Source organism: Bradyrhizobium tunisiense (genome assembly GCF_042263385.1).
Classification (GTDB): domain Bacteria; phylum Pseudomonadota; class Alphaproteobacteria; order Rhizobiales; family Xanthobacteraceae; genus Bradyrhizobium; species Bradyrhizobium tunisiense.
This window is the reverse complement of the sequence record NZ_JBHLEV010000001.1, coordinates 980,268-996,577: the sequence shown is the minus strand read 5'-3', so window position 1 is coordinate 996,577 and position 16,310 is coordinate 980,268. Positions and strand designations below refer to the sequence as shown.

General features: G+C 63.2%; 13 protein-coding genes. 11 read left to right on the top strand and 2 right to left on the bottom strand.

What is annotated here, in order from left to right; genetic code table 11:
* Positions 1–163: 163 nt before the first annotated feature.
* The 9 genes from urtA (at position 164) to ACFDR6_RS04665 (ending at position 11,229) form a co-directional block, all read left to right on the top strand.
* The gene (gene urtA / locus ACFDR6_RS04705; protein WP_375857579.1) at positions 164–1,423 is read left to right on the top strand and encodes an urea ABC transporter substrate-binding protein; all 1,260 of its coding nucleotides are present in this window, start codon (positions 164–166) and stop codon (positions 1,421–1,423) included.
* Between the two features lie 127 nt (positions 1,424–1,550).
* Complete coding sequence (gene urtB, locus ACFDR6_RS04700) at positions 1,551–2,477, top strand: urea ABC transporter permease subunit UrtB (protein ID WP_375857577.1); 927 nt, start codon at positions 1,551–1,553, stop codon at positions 2,475–2,477.
* Between the two features lie 17 nt (positions 2,478–2,494).
* Complete coding sequence (gene urtC / locus ACFDR6_RS04695; RefSeq protein ID WP_375857576.1) at positions 2,495–3,634, top strand: urea ABC transporter permease subunit UrtC; 1,140 nt, start codon at positions 2,495–2,497, stop codon at positions 3,632–3,634.
* 11 nt (positions 3,635–3,645) lie between these two features.
* Entirely contained in the window at positions 3,646–4,401 is a 756-nt protein-coding gene (gene urtD / locus ACFDR6_RS04690; protein ID WP_212083793.1) for an urea ABC transporter ATP-binding protein UrtD, read from the top strand.
* A gap of 11 nt (positions 4,402–4,412) precedes the next feature.
* The gene (urtE, locus tag ACFDR6_RS04685; RefSeq protein WP_212083795.1) at positions 4,413–5,102 is read left to right on the top strand and encodes an urea ABC transporter ATP-binding subunit UrtE; all 690 of its coding nucleotides are present in this window, start codon (positions 4,413–4,415) and stop codon (positions 5,100–5,102) included.
* A 27-nt stretch (positions 5,103–5,129) separates the two neighbouring features.
* A complete protein-coding gene (fmdA, locus tag ACFDR6_RS04680; protein WP_375857575.1) occupies positions 5,130–6,359 on the top strand; it encodes a formamidase in 1,230 nt (409 codons plus the stop codon).
* Between the two features lie 97 nt (positions 6,360–6,456).
* A complete protein-coding gene (locus ACFDR6_RS04675) occupies positions 6,457–6,834 on the top strand; it encodes an FmdB family zinc ribbon protein (RefSeq protein ID WP_212083804.1) in 378 nt (125 codons plus the stop codon).
* A gap of 43 nt (positions 6,835–6,877) precedes the next feature.
* Positions 6,878–7,918: an aliphatic amidase gene (locus ACFDR6_RS04670; protein ID WP_375857574.1), complete on the top strand. Its 1,041-nt coding sequence runs from the start codon at positions 6,878–6,880 to the stop codon at positions 7,916–7,918.
* A gap of 320 nt (positions 7,919–8,238) precedes the next feature.
* Positions 8,239–11,229: an autotransporter outer membrane beta-barrel domain-containing protein gene (locus ACFDR6_RS04665; RefSeq protein WP_375857572.1), complete on the top strand. Its 2,991-nt coding sequence runs from the start codon at positions 8,239–8,241 to the stop codon at positions 11,227–11,229.
* Between the two features lie 30 nt (positions 11,230–11,259).
* Here ACFDR6_RS04665 and ACFDR6_RS04660 read toward each other — a convergent pair whose 3' ends face one another.
* Together ACFDR6_RS04660 and ACFDR6_RS04655 are read right to left on the bottom strand one after the other, a co-directional pair.
* Positions 11,260–12,090, bottom strand: coding sequence for an MlaD family protein (locus ACFDR6_RS04660; protein WP_212083816.1), 831 nt, complete (start codon positions 12,088–12,090; stop codon positions 11,260–11,262).
* Between the two features lie 142 nt (positions 12,091–12,232).
* Positions 12,233–14,452 (bottom strand): acetate--CoA ligase family protein, encoded by a 2,220-nt coding sequence (locus tag ACFDR6_RS04655; protein WP_375857571.1) that lies wholly within the window; start codon positions 14,450–14,452, stop codon positions 12,233–12,235.
* A gap of 211 nt (positions 14,453–14,663) precedes the next feature.
* Between ACFDR6_RS04655 and ACFDR6_RS04650 the strand changes: the two genes are divergently transcribed.
* Both ACFDR6_RS04650 and ACFDR6_RS04645 read left to right on the top strand, forming a co-directional pair.
* Positions 14,664–16,175, top strand: a complete 1,512-nt coding sequence (locus tag ACFDR6_RS04650) for a glycosyltransferase family 2 protein (RefSeq protein ID WP_375857570.1) — start codon at positions 14,664–14,666, stop codon at positions 16,173–16,175.
* Entirely contained in the window at positions 16,169–16,303 is a 135-nt protein-coding gene (locus tag ACFDR6_RS04645; RefSeq protein WP_375857568.1) for a hypothetical protein, read from the top strand. The genes ACFDR6_RS04650 and ACFDR6_RS04645 overlap by 7 nt, the downstream gene beginning before the upstream one ends.
* The last annotated feature ends 7 nt before the right edge of the window (positions 16,304–16,310 follow it).

Sequence of the window (16,310 nt, the reverse complement as noted above, 5' to 3'; positions counted from 1 at the left end):
CCCCACTCCCGATACGGACCCGAGCCCTCGCAAATTCCGTACCAAAAGCCTACGTCGGCATTTTGCGGTGCAGTATACGCGATCTTGCGTATGCTTGCGCTGCACAAATCCGAGCCATCCTCACAGCGCCAATTGCGTGTTCTCGAACAAAAGTGGGGTGCTCATGTCGGACGAAGAAAACAAGGGCCTGTTGTCGCCGCTCCGGCGCAAATTATTGATGGGAATGGCCGCAGTTCCGGCCATCACCATGCTGCCGCGAGGGTCATTTGCACAGGCCCCGGCGACCTCGGCGGTCAATACCACGGGTCTGGCCGTCACCGACACCGAGGTCACGGTCGGCATCCTGCATTCGGCGACCGGCACCATGGCGATCTCCGAAACCGGCTCGATCCAGGCCGAAAAGCTCGCCATCGAGCAGATCAACGCGGCGGGCGGCGTGCTCGGCCGCAAGATCAAGTTCATCCAGGAGGACGGCGCGTCGGACTGGCCAACCTTCGCCGAGAAGGCGAAGAAGCTGCTCGTTAACGACAAGGTGGCGGCGATCATGGGCTGCTGGACCTCGGCTTCGCGCAAGGCCGTGTTGCCGGTCATGGAGCAGTATAACGGCATGCTCTATTACCCGACCTTCTACGAAGGCCTCGAGCAGTCCAAGAACGTCATCTACACCGGTCAGGAAGCGACCCAGCAGATTCTGGCCGGCCTGAACTGGATCGCCAAGGAAAAGGGCGCCAAGTCGTTCTTCTTCATCGGCTCGGACTACATCTGGCCGCGCACCTCCAACAAGATCGCGCGCAAGCATGTCGAAAACGTGCTCAAGGGCAAGGTCGTCGGCGAGGAATATTATGCGCTCGGCTCGACGCAGTTCAACTCGGTCATCAACAAGATCAAGCTGACCAAGCCCGACGTGATCTTCACCGACGTCGTCGGCGGCTCCAACGTCGCCTTCTACAAGCAGCTCAAGGCGGCCGGCATCGATCTCTCCAAGCAGGCGCTGCTGACGATCTCGGTGACCGAGGACGAGATCGACGGTATCGGCGGTGAGAACATCGCGGGCGCCTATGCCTGCATGAAGTACTTCCAGTCGCTCGACAACGCGAACAACAAGGCTTTCGTCTCGGCGTTCAAGAAGATGTGGGGCGAGAAGACCGTCATCGGAGACGTCACCCAGGCTGCCTATCTCGGCCCGTGGCTGTGGAAGTTGACCGTCGAGAAGGCCGGCTCCTTCGACGTCGACAAGATCGCGACGGCTTCTACGGGCGTCGAGTTCAAGGGCGCGCCGGAAGGCTATGTGCGGATCCACGAGAATCATCACCTCTGGTCCAAGACCCGGGTGGGCCGCGCCAAGCTCGATGGCCAGTTCGAGCTGATCTACGAGACCGCCGATCTCGTCGAGCCCGATCCGTTCCCGAAGGGTTACCAGTAAGCGCACCTCGACCGCGCTTCTCCTCAACACCAGCCAGCTCCCTGGCGTGGACCGCAAATCCACGCTCAAGACCCCGCGTCGCGAACCTGCTCGCGACGCGGGACCCTTTCCCTGACGGAGGACATCGATGTTCGGCGACTACTCGCTTGGTGATCTCGGCTCCATTTTCGTCATGCAGGGGTTTGCCGGACTGATCCTGTTCTCGGTCTATGTCCTGATGGCGCTCGGGCTCGCCATCATCTTCGGCCAGATGGGCGTCATCAACATGGCCCACGGCGAGTTCATGATCCTCGGGGCCTACGTCACCTGGATGACCTCCAACCTCTTCCAGGCCTATCTGCCGAGCCTGTTCAGCGGCTACTTCTTCCTTGCCATGATATTGGCCTTCCTTGCAGCCGGCGCGCTGGGCATGCTGGTGGAATGGGTGCTGATACGGCACCTCTACAAGCGTCCGCTCGATACGCTGCTCGCGACCTGGGGCCTCAGCCTGATGCTGCAGCAGGCCTATCGCTCGGTGTTCGGCGCGCGCGAGGTCGGTGTCGAGCTGCCGCAATGGATGCTGGGCTCGCTGCGCGTCACCGACAGCATCGAGGTGCCGATCAACGGCGTCTTCGTGATGTGCCTCACCGTGCTGATCACTATTGCCGTCGCCTATGTTCTCTACATGTCGCGCTGGGGCCGCCAGGTCCGCGCGGTCGTGCAGAACCGCATCATGGCCGGCGCGGTCGGCATCAACACCGAGAAGGTCGACCGCTACACGTTCGGCCTCGGCTGCGGCATCGCCGGTGTCGCCGGCAGCGCCTTCACCATGATCGGCTCGACCGGGCCGACGTCCGGACAGCTCTACATCGTCGATACGTTCCTGGTGGTCGTGTTTGGCGGCGCCGCGAGCCTGCTCGGCACCATCGCCTCGGCCTTCTCGATCTCGCAGACGCAATCCACGCTCGAATTCTTCATGTCGGGCTCGATGGCCAAGGTGCTCACGCTGCTCGCCGTTGTCGGCATCCTGATGCTGCGGCCGCAGGGTCTTTTCGCCCTCAAGGTTCGCAAATAGCAGGAAGCAGGCAAGTCATGATCAACTCACGCTTCTTCAATCGATCCGAACTCATGGGCTTCATCGCCCTGGCCGCCGTGCTGTTCGTGATCCTGCCCCTGACGCTGGACGTGTTCCGCCTCAATCTGGTCGCGAAATACCTGACCTACGCCTTTGTCGCGCTCGGCCTCGTGCTGTGCTGGGGCTATGGCGGCATCCTGAGCCTTGGTCAGGGCGTGTTCTTCGGCCTCGGCGGCTATTGCATGGCGATGTTCCTCAAGCTCGAGGCTTCGAGCGTCGAGAACACCAAGATCCAGTCGACGCCCGGTATCCCCGATTTCATGGACTGGAACCAGATCACGTCATTGCCGCTGTTCTGGCAGCCCTTTCACAGCCTCACCTTTACGATCCTCGCCATCATCCTGGTACCGGGTCTGTTTGCCCTGATCATCGGCACCGCGATGTTCAAGCGCCGTGTCGGCGGCACGTACTTCGCGATCATCACCCAGGCCGTCGCGGCCATCCTCACCATCCTGATCGTCGGACAACAGGGCTATACCGGCGGTATCAACGGCATGACCGATTTGCGCACGCTCAAGGGCTGGGACATCCGGCCCGACCACGCCAAGGTCATCCTGTATTTCGTCGAGGTGGTGCTGCTGTTCGCCTGCATCGGCATCGCGCAGTTCATCCGCCTGACCAAGCTGGGCCGCATCCTGGTGGCGATGCGCGAACAGGAGGACCGCGTCCGCTTCTCCGGCTACAGCGTCGCCAATTTCAAGATCTTTGCCTTTTGCATGGCCGCGGTCTTCGCCGCGATCGGAGGCGCCATGTTCGCGCTCAATGTCGGTTTCATGTCGCCGTCCTTCGTCGGCATCGTGCCGTCGATCGAGATGGTCATCTACACTGCCGTCGGCGGACGGATGTCGATCTTCGGCGCGATATGGGGCGCCCTCCTGGTGAATTTCGCCAAGACCAGCCTGTCCGAATCCTTCCCGCAACTCTGGCTGTTCGGCCTCGGTGCGCTGTTCATCGCGGTCGTGCTCGCCTTCCCGAACGGTCTGTCCGGGCTCTGGGCTGACTACGTGCAGCCGCGCATCGATCGGCTGTTTGGCTCACGCAAGCCGAAACCCGACTGGAACGAAAGCTCGGTCGCCGACGGCGCGCCGGCAGAGTGAGGAGATAGGTCATGCTCGTCGGACATCAGCCCAAGGAATTCCTGCTCGCCGTCTCCGGCCTGACCGTCTCGTTCGACGGGTTCAAGGCGGTCAACGATCTCTCCTTTTATGTCGAGGAGAACGAGATTCGCGTCATCATCGGTCCCAACGGCGCCGGCAAGACCACGGTGCTCGATCTGATCTGCGGCAAGACCAAGGCGACCTCGGGCTCGATTCAGTTTCGTGGCAAGGAGCTCACGAAGATGAAGGAGAATGAGATCGTGCAGACCGGCGTCGGGCGCAAATTCCAGACGCCGTCGGTGTTCGAGGATCTCACCGTGTTCGAGAACCTCGAGATCTCGTTCCCGCGCGGTCGTACCGTGTTCGGCTCGCTGACCTTCAAGCGCGACCAGCCCGTGAAGGACCGGGTCGAGGAGGTCGCGGAGATGATCTTCCTCAAGGACAAGCTCAACACCTATGCCGACGAGCTGAGCCACGGCCAGAAGCAGTGGCTCGAGATCGGCATGCTTCTGATCCAGGACCCAGACCTGCTGATGCTGGATGAGCCCGTCGCCGGCATGAGCGTCTCCGAGCGCGCCAAGACCGCCGAACTGCTCAACCGCATCATCAAGAACCGTTCTGTGCTGGTGATCGAGCACGACATGAAGTTCGTCGAGGACATCGCCCACAAGGTCACCGTGCTGCACCAGGGTCAGATCCTCTCCGAGGGGACGATGGAGAAGGTGAAGAACGATCCCAAGGTCGTCGAAGTCTATCTGGGCCACTAAGGAGCGCACCGATGCTGGCAATTTCCGATCTCCACGTCGCCTACGGCCAGAGCGAGGTGCTGCACGGGCTCAACGTCAAGGTCGCGCCCAACGAGATCGTGGCGATCATGGGCCGCAACGGCATGGGCAAGACCACGCTGATGAAGTCGCTGATGGGCATTCTGCCGGCCAAAAGCGGCTCGGTGGCCATGGACGGTGCCGAGCTCGGAAACCTCAAGAGCTACGAGCGCGTCGCCAAGGGCCTCGCTTACGTGCCGCAAGGTCGCATGATCTTCTCGACCATGACGGTGAAGGAGAACATCGAGACCGGGCTCGTCGTCTCGGGCGGATCCGAGGTGCCGGGCGATATCTATGAATTGTTTCCGGTCCTGCTCGAGATGAAGGGCCGCCGCGGCGGCAATCTCTCCGGTGGTCAGCAGCAGCAGCTCGCGATCGCCCGTGCGCTCGCAACCAAACCAAAGGTCCTGCTGCTGGACGAGCCGACCGAAGGCATCCAGCCCTCGATCATCAAGGAGATGGCGCGCACTTTGAAGCGCATCCGCGACGAGAAGGGGCTCTCGATCGTGGTGTCCGAGCAGGTCCTGAGCTTCGCGCTCGAGATCGCCGACCGCGTGCTGGTGATCGAGAACGGCGAGATCGTGCGCGACGATCCGCGCGACGCCGTCGATGCCGCGCAGGTTTCGAAATATCTGTCCGTCTAACCAACCGTGTAAAAGGGGAGCATCTCGATGCCAGAGACACTGATCAAGGTCGATCTCACCAAGTCCGCTTACGACAATGACATGGTGCACAACCGCTGGCACCCCGACATCCCGATCGTGGCCTGGGTCAATCCCGGCGACGATTTCATCATCGAGACCTACGACTGGACCGGCGGCTTCATCAAGAACAACGATTCGGCGGACGACGTGCGCGACATCGACCTGTCGATCGTGCACTTCCTGTCCGGCCCGATCGGAGTCAAGGGCGCCGAGCCGGGTGATCTCCTGGTCGTCGATCTCCTCGACGTCGGTCCGATGAAAGAGAGCCTCTGGGGCTTCAACGGCTTCTTCTCCAAGCAGAACGGCGGCGGCTTCCTCACGGATCATTTCCCGCTGGCGCAGAAGTCGATCTGGGACATCAAGGGCCTCTACACCTCGTCGCGTCACGTGCCTGGCGTGAATTTCGCTGGCCTGATCCATCCCGGCCTGATCGGCTGTCTGCCCGATCCCAAGATGCTCGAGACCTGGAACAAGCGCGAGGCCGAGTTGATCTCGACCAACCCGACGCGCGTGCCTGGCTTGGCCAATCCGCCGTTCGCGCCGACCGCTCATGGCGGCCGCGCCAAGGGTGACGTGAAGGCGAAGATCGGCGCCGAAGGCGCGCGCACCGTGCCGCCGCGCGAGCATGGTGGCAATTGCGACATCAAGGATCTCTCGCGCGGCTCGAAGATCTACTTCCCGGTCTATGTGCCCGGCGCGGGTCTTTCGATGGGCGATCTGCACTTCAGCCAGGGGGACGGCGAGATCACTTTCTGCGGCGCCATCGAAATGGCCGGCTGGCTGCATCTCAAGGTCGAGGTGATCAAGGACGGCATGGCCAAATACGGTATCAAGAACCCGATCTTCAAGCCGTCGCCGATCACGCCGAACTACAAGGACTATCTCATCTTCGAAGGCATTTCGGTCGACGAGGCGGGCAAGCAGCACTATCTCGACGTCCACATCGCCTATCGCCAGGCCTGCCTCAACGCGATCGAATACCTGAAGAAGTTCGGCTACTCCGGCGCCCAGGCCTATTCGATCCTCGGCACCGCGCCGTGCCAGGGCCACATCTCCGGCGTGGTCGACGTGCCCAACGCCTGCGCCACGCTATGGCTGCCGACGGAGATCTTCGACTTCAACGTGATGCCGTCGGCGGCAGGCCCGATCAAGCACATCACCGGCGATATCCAGATGCCGATTTCGCCGGACAAATAGTCGGTGCCCTCCCTCTCCCCGTTCTCACGGGGAGAGGCTGTCGCCGCACGAATGGTGGCAGCGAAGTGTGAACACGCAAGATCGTAAGGACGATGCGATGCCGGTGTATGAATATCTCTGTGACGATTGCGGGCCCTTCAAGGATCTTCGCCCGATGGCGGAATGCGACGATCCGCAGAGCTGCCCGCACTGCGAGACCATGGCGCCGCGCGTGATCCTGACCGCGCCGAATTTCTTCTGCATGCCCGCCGACAAGCGCAAGGCGCATGCCGTCAACGAGCGCAGCACCCATGCGCCGCAGACGCTCGCGCAATACAAGGCTTCGCATGGTCCCGGTTGCGGTTGCTGCTCGTCGGGAAAGACGGTGAAGGACAAGAGCACCACTGACAAAAAGAAGCCCGCGCGGCTGATGACCAAGTCCGGGAGCGGGGCCAAGGGTTTCCCCACTGCGCGGCCCTGGATGATCAGCCACTGACTTTCGCGGCAACCTCAAACGAATAAGAGACAGGAGCGGCCCAATGCTTCACGGCGACATTTCCAGCAGCAACGACACCGTCGGCGTCGCAGTGGTCAACTACAAGATGCCTCGCCTGCATACCAAGGCCGAGGTGCTCGACAACGCCCGCAAGATCGCCGACATGCTGGTGGGCATGAAGGCCGGACTGCCCGGCATGGATCTGGTGATCTTCCCGGAATATTCCACCCAAGGCATCATGTACGATTCCAAGGAGATGTACGAGACGGCCTCCGCCGTGCCCGGTGAAGAGACGGCGATTTTCGCCGAGGCCTGTCGCAAGGCGAAAGTGTGGGGCGTGTTCTCGCTGACCGGCGAGCGCCATGAGGAGCACCCCAACAAGGCGCCCTACAACACCCTGATCCTGATGAACGACAAGGGCGAGATCGTGCAGAAGTACCGCAAGATCATGCCGTGGGTGCCGATCGAGGGCTGGTATCCCGGCAATTGCACCTATGTCTCGGAAGGCCCGAAAGGCATGAAGGTCAGCCTGATCATCTGCGACGACGGCAATTTTCCGGAAATCTGGCGCGATTGCGCCATGAAGGGCGCCGAGCTGATCGTGCGCTGCCAGGGCTACATGTACCCGGCCAAGGAGCAGCAGGTCCTGATCTCCAAGGCCATGGCGTGGGCCAACAACGTCTATGTCGCGGTTGCCAATGCCGCCGGTTTCGATGGCGTCTATTCCTATTTCGGCCACTCCGCGATCATCGGCTTCGATGGCCGCACGCTCGGCGAGTGCGGGGAGGAGGAGTACGGCATCCAGTACGCGCAGCTCTCGAAACATCTCATCCGCGACGCGCGCCGCAACGGCCAGTCGCAGAACCACCTCTACAAGCTGGTCCACCGCGGCTACACCGGCATGATCAATTCCGGCGAAAACCCGCGCGGCGTCGCCGCCTGTCCGTATGACTTCTACAAGAACTGGATCGCCGATCCCGAAGGCACGCGCGACATGGTCGAGGCCATGACCCGCTCGACGCCGGGGACCGACGAGTGTCCGATCGACGGCATCCCGAATGGGTCGGCTCCGAGCAATTATTGAGCCCTTGCTGGCGCCACGAGATCGATGATCCGCTCCCGATGTGAACAGCCGTCCATATGGGCGGACAGTCCGACGCATCCGTGTATGCGCAGGATGAGAATGGCGTTCGGCAAAAGCGTGGCGCGGCTGCAACATGGGATGTTGAATCAGCCCGAGGTGCGGCCGGGTCGGCAGATTCTCGAGGCACCGTAGTTCTACTGCCCAGCCTCTTCGCCTAAGTTCCCCCGCGGCGCCGCTGGGGAGCGCCGCGGCTGAGGAGACGGGCGTTGGGGGCTTGGTTGCGATCGCGCGCGGGTTGCCTGCGCCGGAGTGCTGCTGCCATGCGCGCGGCCTTCGGGGCGAGTCTCGCCTTGGGCGCGATCGCTCTGGCGGGCCCCGTCCGGGCGCAGCAGGTCTTCAATGGATCACAGACCACGCCGAACGGCATCGTCAACGGCGGAGGCGGCGTCTGGGACGCCACCACGACCAATTGGACGGACGTCTTCGGCGCGGTCAGCACGGCCTATGATCCCTCGTCAGTCGGTACGCTATTTGGCAGCAGCGGCCCTTCGATCCCGGCGACGGGAGGCACGGTGACGGTGACGCCGGCCGGCGTGCAACTCACCAGCCTCGTGGGGTTCGACATCACCGGCGATGGTACGATCTACACCATCCAGGGCGGCGATCTGAGGCTGGCCCCGGGCGGCACCACATTCGTCACGGCCGACGTGACCGGTACCAGCGATCCGTCGGCCATCATTGCTTCCCGCATTGTCGGCAGCGACGGCATCAATGTTCAGGGCGTGGGCACCTTGGCGCTATTCGGCGCCAACGCCTATACCGGTGGCACTTTCATCTGCAATTGCGGCTCCCTGCAGCTCGGCGACGCGACCCGCACCGCGAGCATCGTGGGCGCCGTCACCAATGAGGGCCTCTTCAGCATCGTCAATGCCGACACGTCGGGGATCACGTCGCTCCTGAACGACTTTTCCGGCACGACACTGTTTCTAAATGCCAGTTCGGCCCGCGCGATGGCGATCACCAACAACGGCCAGCTGTATTTCGGAGATCCGAACGGAGGCGGCCCCGACACCGCGACGGCCGGTCGCGCGACCATCGTCAATGACAACGGCTTGGTCGGCTTCTTCGGACGGACCAATGCGGGCACCGCCACCATCACCAACCAGAATGGTGGCGGCACCGCATTCTTCGAACAAGCCTCGGCGGGCTCGGCAACGATCGTGAACAAGGATTTCGGCGGGACCATTTTCGGTGCGCTGGCCGGCTCCGATACCGCGACTGCCGGCAATGCAACCATCATCAATGAAGCTGACGGTCTCACCAATTTCGGCGCGTTCACGACGGCCGGGAATGCGACGATTACCACCAAGGACGGGGGCAAGACCGAGTTCTTCGACAATTCCACCGGCGGCAACGCAAGCTTCATCACCATTGGAACGGGCATCGTCGATTTCGGGGGCAGCATCGGGCCGGGCAGTGACGGCCGCATCACCGCGGGCTCGATCGAAGGCAGCGGCTTCTATTACATCGGCGGCGGCAATACCCTCGTCGTCGGCGGCAACAACCTCTCGACGGAGGTCAGCGGCGTCATTGGCGATTACGATCCCTGCGGTTGCGGCTTTATCGGACCGGGCTCGCTGGAGAAGGTCGGCAGTGGCACGCTGATCCTCTCGGGCACGAACGCTTACACCGGAACGACCACGGTGAATGGGGGCATCCTGCGGGTCGATGGCGATATCTCCCAATCGAGCCTGACGACCGTCAATGCGGGTGGCGCGCTGTTCGGCGCCGGAATCGTTGGCAATACCGTGATCGCGAGCGGCGGAATTTATGCACCCGGCGACGGCGGTCCGGGTTCGAGCATGCAGGTTCAGGGCGACCTCACCTTGCAGCCCGGATCGATTTATGGCGTTCAGGTCGGTAGCGGGACCAGCACGAGCCACGCGCTCGTCACGGGCAATGTCGCGCTGGATGGCAGCGTTGGCGTCGCACTGTATCCGGGCAGCACGGTGAAGAAGCACTATTCGATCATGGAGTTCTTCGGCGCTTCCACCGGCAATTTTTCCGGCGTCGCCGCGCCCGGCGGCCTCATCGGCACGACGAGCGTCGGATCGAACGAAGTCTTTCTCGATTTTGCGCTAGACTACGGCGCGAAATACGCGCTCAACGTCAATCGGAAGAACGTTGCCACGACGCTTCAGAATTTCTTCGACGCCAACGGTTTCCTGCAAGCCGAATTGGCGGGGCTTGGGCCCAACGGCCTGACGCAGGCCTCCGGCGAACCCGCAACGGCATCGCAGCAGACGACGTTCAATGCGATGAATCTGTTCATGAGCCTGTTGACCGACGTCTTCGGGGCGGGGCGCAGCGGCACGTCGGGTGCGACGCCTTATGCCCCCGACACGAATGCGAAGGATAGGAACGCGCATGATGCCTTTGCCTCGATGAAGGCGCCGGCTGCGACGTTCGAGCAGCGCTGGGATGTGTGGGCGGCCGGCTACGGCGGCTCGCAGACCACCGACGGCAATGCCGGCCTCGGCTCGAGCAATACGACCAGCAGCGTCTATGGCACCGCCGTGGGCGTCGACTACCGCTTCTCGCCGTCGACGGTTGCGGGCTTCGCCCTCGCAGGCGGCGCGACTGGATTCAACGTCAACGGACTCGGTTGGGGCCGCTCCGATCTGTTCCAGGCCGGCGCCTTCGTGCGTCATACGGCTGGACCGGCCTATGTCACAGCGGCGCTCGCCTTTGGCTGGCAGGACGTCACGACCAACCGCGTCGTGACGGCTGCCGGTTACGACCAGCTGCGCGCGCAGTTCAACGCCAACGCGGTCTCGGGCCGCATCGAGAGCGGCTATCGCTATGCCACCCCGTGGGGCGGCGTCACGCCCTATGCCGCGCTGCAGGCCACTCTGTTCAGCCTTCCCGGCTATGCAGAATCGGCGGTGGTCGGCAGCAATGTTTTCGCGCTCAACTATGCCGCCAAGGATGTGACCAGCACCCGCACCGAACTCGGCTTGCGCGCGGACAGGTCGTTTGCCGCGGCCGGCGGCCTTCTGACCCTGCGCGGCCGCCTCGCCTGGGCGCATGATTACAATCCGGACCGCAGTGCCGGCGCGGTGTTCCAGACGCTGCCGGGGTCGGCTTTCGTCGTGAACGGCGCTGCTCTGGCGCGCGATTCTGCTCTGACCACGGCATCAGCGCAGATGAACTGGATGAATGGCTGGTCTGCCTCGGCGACCTTCGAGGGGGAGTTCTCGAACGTTACTCGCTCCTACGCCGGCAAGGGCCTCGTGCGCTACGCGTGGTAAGGCGTTGTCACCTCCCTTGGGAGGTAGGCGTCACCGCTTCTTCTGCTCGGGCCTGCGTGGTGGACGCGGGGCGGCGGGTGCTGCCGGCGTTCCACTCATCTTGTTGGCTGCTTCGCTGACGTCGAGCAGCGAGCGACGAATGTCCTCGAGATAGCCCGCCGATTTCTTCTTCATGATATCGGCAAGCTCGTGCAATCCCTTGATCTTCTCGTACAGCTCGTCGGCCTTGCCGTCGACGAAGCCGGGCACGACGCTCTCGATCTTCGTGACCGCCTTGTCGAAGCCCGCGAAGGCGCTATCGACCTTGGCCATGACGGAATCGATCTCGCCGCCTTTGCTCCGGAGATCGGCGGTGTAGTTCTCGAACGTGCGCAGGCCGTCCTTGATTGCAGGGGCGTTGCTGACGATCGTGCGGTCGACGCTGTGCAGGGTGTCGACGATGGATTCGGCGTCGCTGAGATCGGCGGTCAGCACGGGAACGCCGTCCGAGTCCAGCGGCACCGGTGGCGCGGAGGGAGCGCCACCGATCAGCGAGATCGCGGCAACGCCGGTGAGGCCCTGGAACTCGATGCCCGCCACGGTGTCCTTGCGGATCGGCGCGGAGTTGTCGAGCATCACCAGCGCCACGATCCTGCGCGGATTCTCCAGCTTGATCGACAGAATCTGGCCCGCCGGGACGCCGTCGAAATTGACCGGCCCGCCGCGACGCAGCCCGCTGGCGGACCCGCTCTCAAACACCACGCGCAACTGGCTGCGGCTCTGGAGGGTACGCCATTTCTGCACGCCGAGCAGGCCACCGAACGCCACGGCGATGACCGCCAGCGTCGCCGTTCCGATCACCAGATTGCTCGCGCGTGCCATGCGGGAAGGTTTTACGGCCAAAGCAGGGAAGTTGGAAGAAGTCCGTAATGTTAAGTAGGGCGGGTTAGCGAAGCGTAACCCGCCTCCGCTTTAGGGATCCAAGAGGGCGGATTACGCCGACGCCAATCCGCCCTACGCGATCTCAATGTTCGGCAGCGCGTCTTGCCGCAGCGTTGTTCAGGACGATCAGGGCATCGACGGCGACGCCGGTCCTGGTGTTGATCAGGAACGGGTTGATGTCGATCGAGGCGATCCGGTCGCCGGCGTCCGCGATCAAATTGGACAGGCCGACCAGCGCTTTCACTGCGGAGGCCTCGTGCAGGGCCGGCTTGCCGCGATAGCCACGGATCTTGATTCCGGCCTTGGTCCGGCCGATCAGGAGCCGCGCCTCGGCCTCGTCCAGGGGCGCGCCGGCGAGCGCGACGTCCTTCATCAGCTCGATGTCGATGCCGCCGGTGCCGAACAGCACGACCGGTCCCATCTCGGCATCGAGCGAGGCGCCGACGACGAGCTCGAGCTCGGCCTTGACCTGTTGCGCGATGAGGATGCCGTCGAGCTTCGGCTTGCCTTTCAGCTTCGCCACGCGTGCCGTGATGTCGGCGAACGCTTTCTTCACCTCGGCGGAACTGTTGAGGTTCAGCACGACACCGCCGATGTCGGATTTGTGCAGGATCTCCGCGCTGACGAGCTTTGCCACGACCGGGAAGCCGATCTCCTTGGCGATCCTTGCGGCTTCCGCCGCAGTCTGTGCGATCGCCTCCTTGGAGATCGGAATACCGTACGCCTTCAGGAGCTTCTTCGAGGCGACCTCGTCCAGCGCGGCACCTTTTGCCGATTTCAACGCCTTCTCGAGCACGGCGCGCGCGGCAGGCTTCGAGCTCGAGGCGACGTCGGGCACCTCTTTGCGCAGCTTGGCGTAGTCGAGCAGCGACTTGATCGCGGTCACCGCCCGGTCCATGCCCTGCATGACCGCGAGATGCGGCAGCGATTTGCGCAAGGTCTTGGTGAACTCGGTGAAGCCGATGGACATCGCGCTGATGTAGATTACGGGCTTGCCGCCCTGGCGTGCCATGTCGTCGACGATGCGCAGGTTGCGTTCGCGCAGCTCATGCGGCGCCTTGGGCAGTTCAGCGTCGACGATGACGATATCGATGTCGGGATCGTCGATCATCAGCTTGATCGACTTCATGTAAACGGAGGGATCGACCACCGCGGCAAAGCCGGCATCGAGCGGATTGCCGACGATCGAGCCCGGTCCGAGCATTTTGGCCAACTCGCAGCCGACATGCGGGCTGAGCGGCGCGAAGTTCAGGCCTTCCTTGTAGAAGGCATCGAGCAGCATGCCGCGCTTGCCGCCCGACAGCGTGACGGCGGCGAGGCGGTTGCCTTTGGGCACCGCCGCGTGGACGAAGCATTCCGTGGTCTCGATCAGCTCATCGAGCCCGTCGACCCGGATCACCCCTTCGCGCGTCGCAACCGCGTCGAACGTCTCGATCGAGCCCGCAAGCGCGCCGGTATGCGCCATCGCCGCGGCGCGGCCGCCCTCCGACGCGCCAAGCTTGAGCGCGATCACGGGCTTGCTCGCGGCGCGCGCTGCCTTGCAGGCATCACGGAACGCTTTGGTATTGCGCACGCCTTCGAGGTAGACGACGATCACCTTGATGCTCGGATCCTCGGCGAAGTAGCGCATCAGGTCTGGCGTCTCTAACCCGGCCTCGTTGCCGGTCGTCACCATATAGCCGACACCGACGCCCCGATCTTCCAGCGCCTGGCGGATCGCCATGACGATGGCGCCCGACTGTCCGGCGATTGCCACCGCGCCTTGCTCCATGGTGACGATGCGGTCGTCGATGTTGGTGAAGAGCTTCTCGCCGGCGCTTAGGTTGCCGAGGCAATTCGGGCCGGTGACGGCAAGCCCGGTCTCGCGCACGGCCGCCTGCAATTCGGCAGCGAGCTTCTGGCTGTCCTCATCCTGCAGCTCGCTGAAGCCCGAGGTGACGATGGTGGCCGACCGTGCGCCGGCGGCGGCGGCGTCGCGGATCACCTGGACGGCAAAGCGCGCCGGCACCAGCACCAACACGTGATCGGGCTTCTCCGGGAGGCTCGCAAAGTCCTTGTAGCAGGGGACGCCCCAGATGGCTTCGCGTTTGGCATTGACCGGATAGAGGCCGCCCTCGTAACCGTACTTGACCAGATTGTTCCAGATGCGCTCGGCATAATTCCCGGGCTTGTCGGTCGCGCCCACCAGCACGATGTTGAGCGGGTGCAGCATCGCGTGAATGCCCTTGACGGTATCTCCGGCGTCGGGAGCCGGAGACCATGGTCGTTGCGAAACCGGTACGGCAGGCACTCGAGCTTCCATGCGCTTCCCTCACTTCTTGTTCTTGTTGCAACGCGCTGTTGCGCCGGCTTCGCGGGCTGACCGTGGCGGGACTCCATGCCGCGAGACGGAATGGGCAAGTCTCGACGACAAGGTCTGACGATGAGGCTAGCATCGCGAGACTTTTGGCGAAAGTGCGAACGATCCGGCAAGATGCTAGGAACTGTGACGCATACCCTCTCAAATGGTGATCATGCCGCTTCTATCCATCGTGGTGCCGACCCTCGATCGTCCCAACACGCTTCGCCACGCGCTCGCGACCATGGCGTGCCAGCCTGCGCATGCGGACTGCGAGTTCGTCGTTCAGAACAATGGCGGCAATCCCGAGATCGCGAAGATGGTCGCAGACCTCGAGGACGAGCGCTTCAAGCATTTTGCCAGCGACACCGTCCTGACCATGACCGACAATTGGGAGGCGGCGCTCGGCCATGCCTCGGGCGAGTACATTGCCTTCCTCGGCGACGACGACGGATTGATGCCCTATGCCTGTGCCACGGCGTCGGAGCTGCTCTCCGGCCGAAAGATCGATCTTCTGAGCTGGCCCGCATACAGCTACTACTGGCCGGGCTACTACCATCCGGCTTTCCGCAATCGCCTGGTTGCCGAGATCGACCTGACTTCGTCGGTCAGGCGCGTCTCGTCGCGCCGCGAGCTGGCGCGCGTCTTCGGTTTCCAGGCGCACTATGCGAATCTGCCGATGATCTACAATTCGTTCGTCCAACGCAGCGTCATCGACCGGATGCGTGCGGTCGGCGGCCGCTACTTCGTCGGCCTATCGCCCGACGTGGCATCCGGTATCGCGAACGCTGCGCTGACCGCCAGTTTCGTCCGGCTGTCGCGGCCTCTGAGCATGGCCGGATTTTCGCAGCACAGCACCGGTCACGCGCTGTTCTTCGAGACCACGGATCTGCTGGAAACGTCGCGGGGGGCGCGCGATTTCGGACCCATTGACGACGATCCCCGGCTCCCTGATCTCAACGCGCTCCAGCTCTTCATCGCCAAGGACATGCTCGTCCTCAAACGACTGCTGCTGACGGACGGCGACGACGTGCGGCTCGACTTCAAGGCACTGGCACAGGCGCTTGCGACCGACATCAACAATCGGCCGCCCCTCTATGATCGAACCTTACGGACCATCGGCGAGCTCGCCCGCACGCATGGGTTCGATGTCGCCGACATCGTCATTCCTGCCCGCCTCCCGGATCGGCCGCCGCCCGGCAAGGGTGTTCGCGTCATCGGACAGAACCGCGTGATTTACGAGCTGGATGGTTCTGCGCTCGGGCTCAATTCGATAGCGGATGCAGTGCGCCTGATCGCGCATTTCGTGCCGGATCAGGAGCCGTTCGATCCGGCCGCTCTGGAGGTCGCGTCTGCGCCGGTCCTCGGCGCGGAGGAGCTTGAATTCAGGTGGGGCGGGGCGGGCGTCGCCGCGTTGATCGAGGGTTGGAGCGAGCCGGAGCAATGGGGCACCTGGTCCGTTGCCAGGAATTGCGTGCTCCGCTTTGAGGTTCGTCCCATCCCGTCGCGACCTGTAGAGCTCGTGCTGGCGTGCCGGGCTTTCGTTTCCGACGGCAACCCGCAACTGCGTGCGGCTTGCCGCGTCGGCAACGGAGTGGAGCAGCACTTGACGTTTTCGAAAGAAGCATTTGCGGGCTTGCGCAGGTTGATGCTCGATCCCGCCGCGATGGCGCCGACGGGATGTTGACCATCAGCCTGTCGCTATCCGATCCACGCTCGCCCGCCGATCTGGGACTGAGCTCGGATGTGCGTCCTCTCGGCATCGGCATCGAGCGGGTCTGGCTCGACGATGTCCATCCGTCACGAGACCGCTGATCGCCGC

Excerpts from the sequence above, each read along its gene's own strand:
- urtA (WP_375857579.1), top strand. The coding sequence starts at position 164 with ATGTCGGACGAAGAAAACAAGGGCCTGTTGTCGCCGCTCCGGCGCAAA.
- urtB (WP_375857577.1), top strand. The coding sequence starts at position 1,551 with ATGTTCGGCGACTACTCGCTTGGTGATCTCGGCTCCATTTTCGTCATG.
- urtC (WP_375857576.1), top strand. The coding sequence starts at position 2,495 with ATGATCAACTCACGCTTCTTCAATCGATCCGAACTCATGGGCTTCATC.
- urtD (WP_212083793.1), top strand. The coding sequence starts at position 3,646 with ATGCTCGTCGGACATCAGCCCAAGGAATTCCTGCTCGCCGTCTCCGGC.
- urtE (WP_212083795.1), top strand. The coding sequence starts at position 4,413 with ATGCTGGCAATTTCCGATCTCCACGTCGCCTACGGCCAGAGCGAGGTG.
- fmdA (WP_375857575.1), top strand. The coding sequence starts at position 5,130 with ATGCCAGAGACACTGATCAAGGTCGATCTCACCAAGTCCGCTTACGAC.
- ACFDR6_RS04675 (WP_212083804.1), top strand. The coding sequence starts at position 6,457 with ATGCCGGTGTATGAATATCTCTGTGACGATTGCGGGCCCTTCAAGGAT.
- ACFDR6_RS04670 (WP_375857574.1), top strand. The coding sequence starts at position 6,878 with ATGCTTCACGGCGACATTTCCAGCAGCAACGACACCGTCGGCGTCGCA.
- ACFDR6_RS04665 (WP_375857572.1), top strand. The coding sequence starts at position 8,239 with ATGCGCGCGGCCTTCGGGGCGAGTCTCGCCTTGGGCGCGATCGCTCTG.
- ACFDR6_RS04660 (WP_212083816.1), bottom strand. The coding sequence starts at position 12,090 with ATGGCACGCGCGAGCAATCTGGTGATCGGAACGGCGACGCTGGCGGTC.
- ACFDR6_RS04655 (WP_375857571.1), bottom strand. The coding sequence starts at position 14,452 with ATGGAAGCTCGAGTGCCTGCCGTACCGGTTTCGCAACGACCATGGTCT.
- ACFDR6_RS04650 (WP_375857570.1), top strand. The coding sequence starts at position 14,664 with ATGCCGCTTCTATCCATCGTGGTGCCGACCCTCGATCGTCCCAACACG.
- ACFDR6_RS04645 (WP_375857568.1), top strand. The coding sequence starts at position 16,169 with ATGTTGACCATCAGCCTGTCGCTATCCGATCCACGCTCGCCCGCCGAT.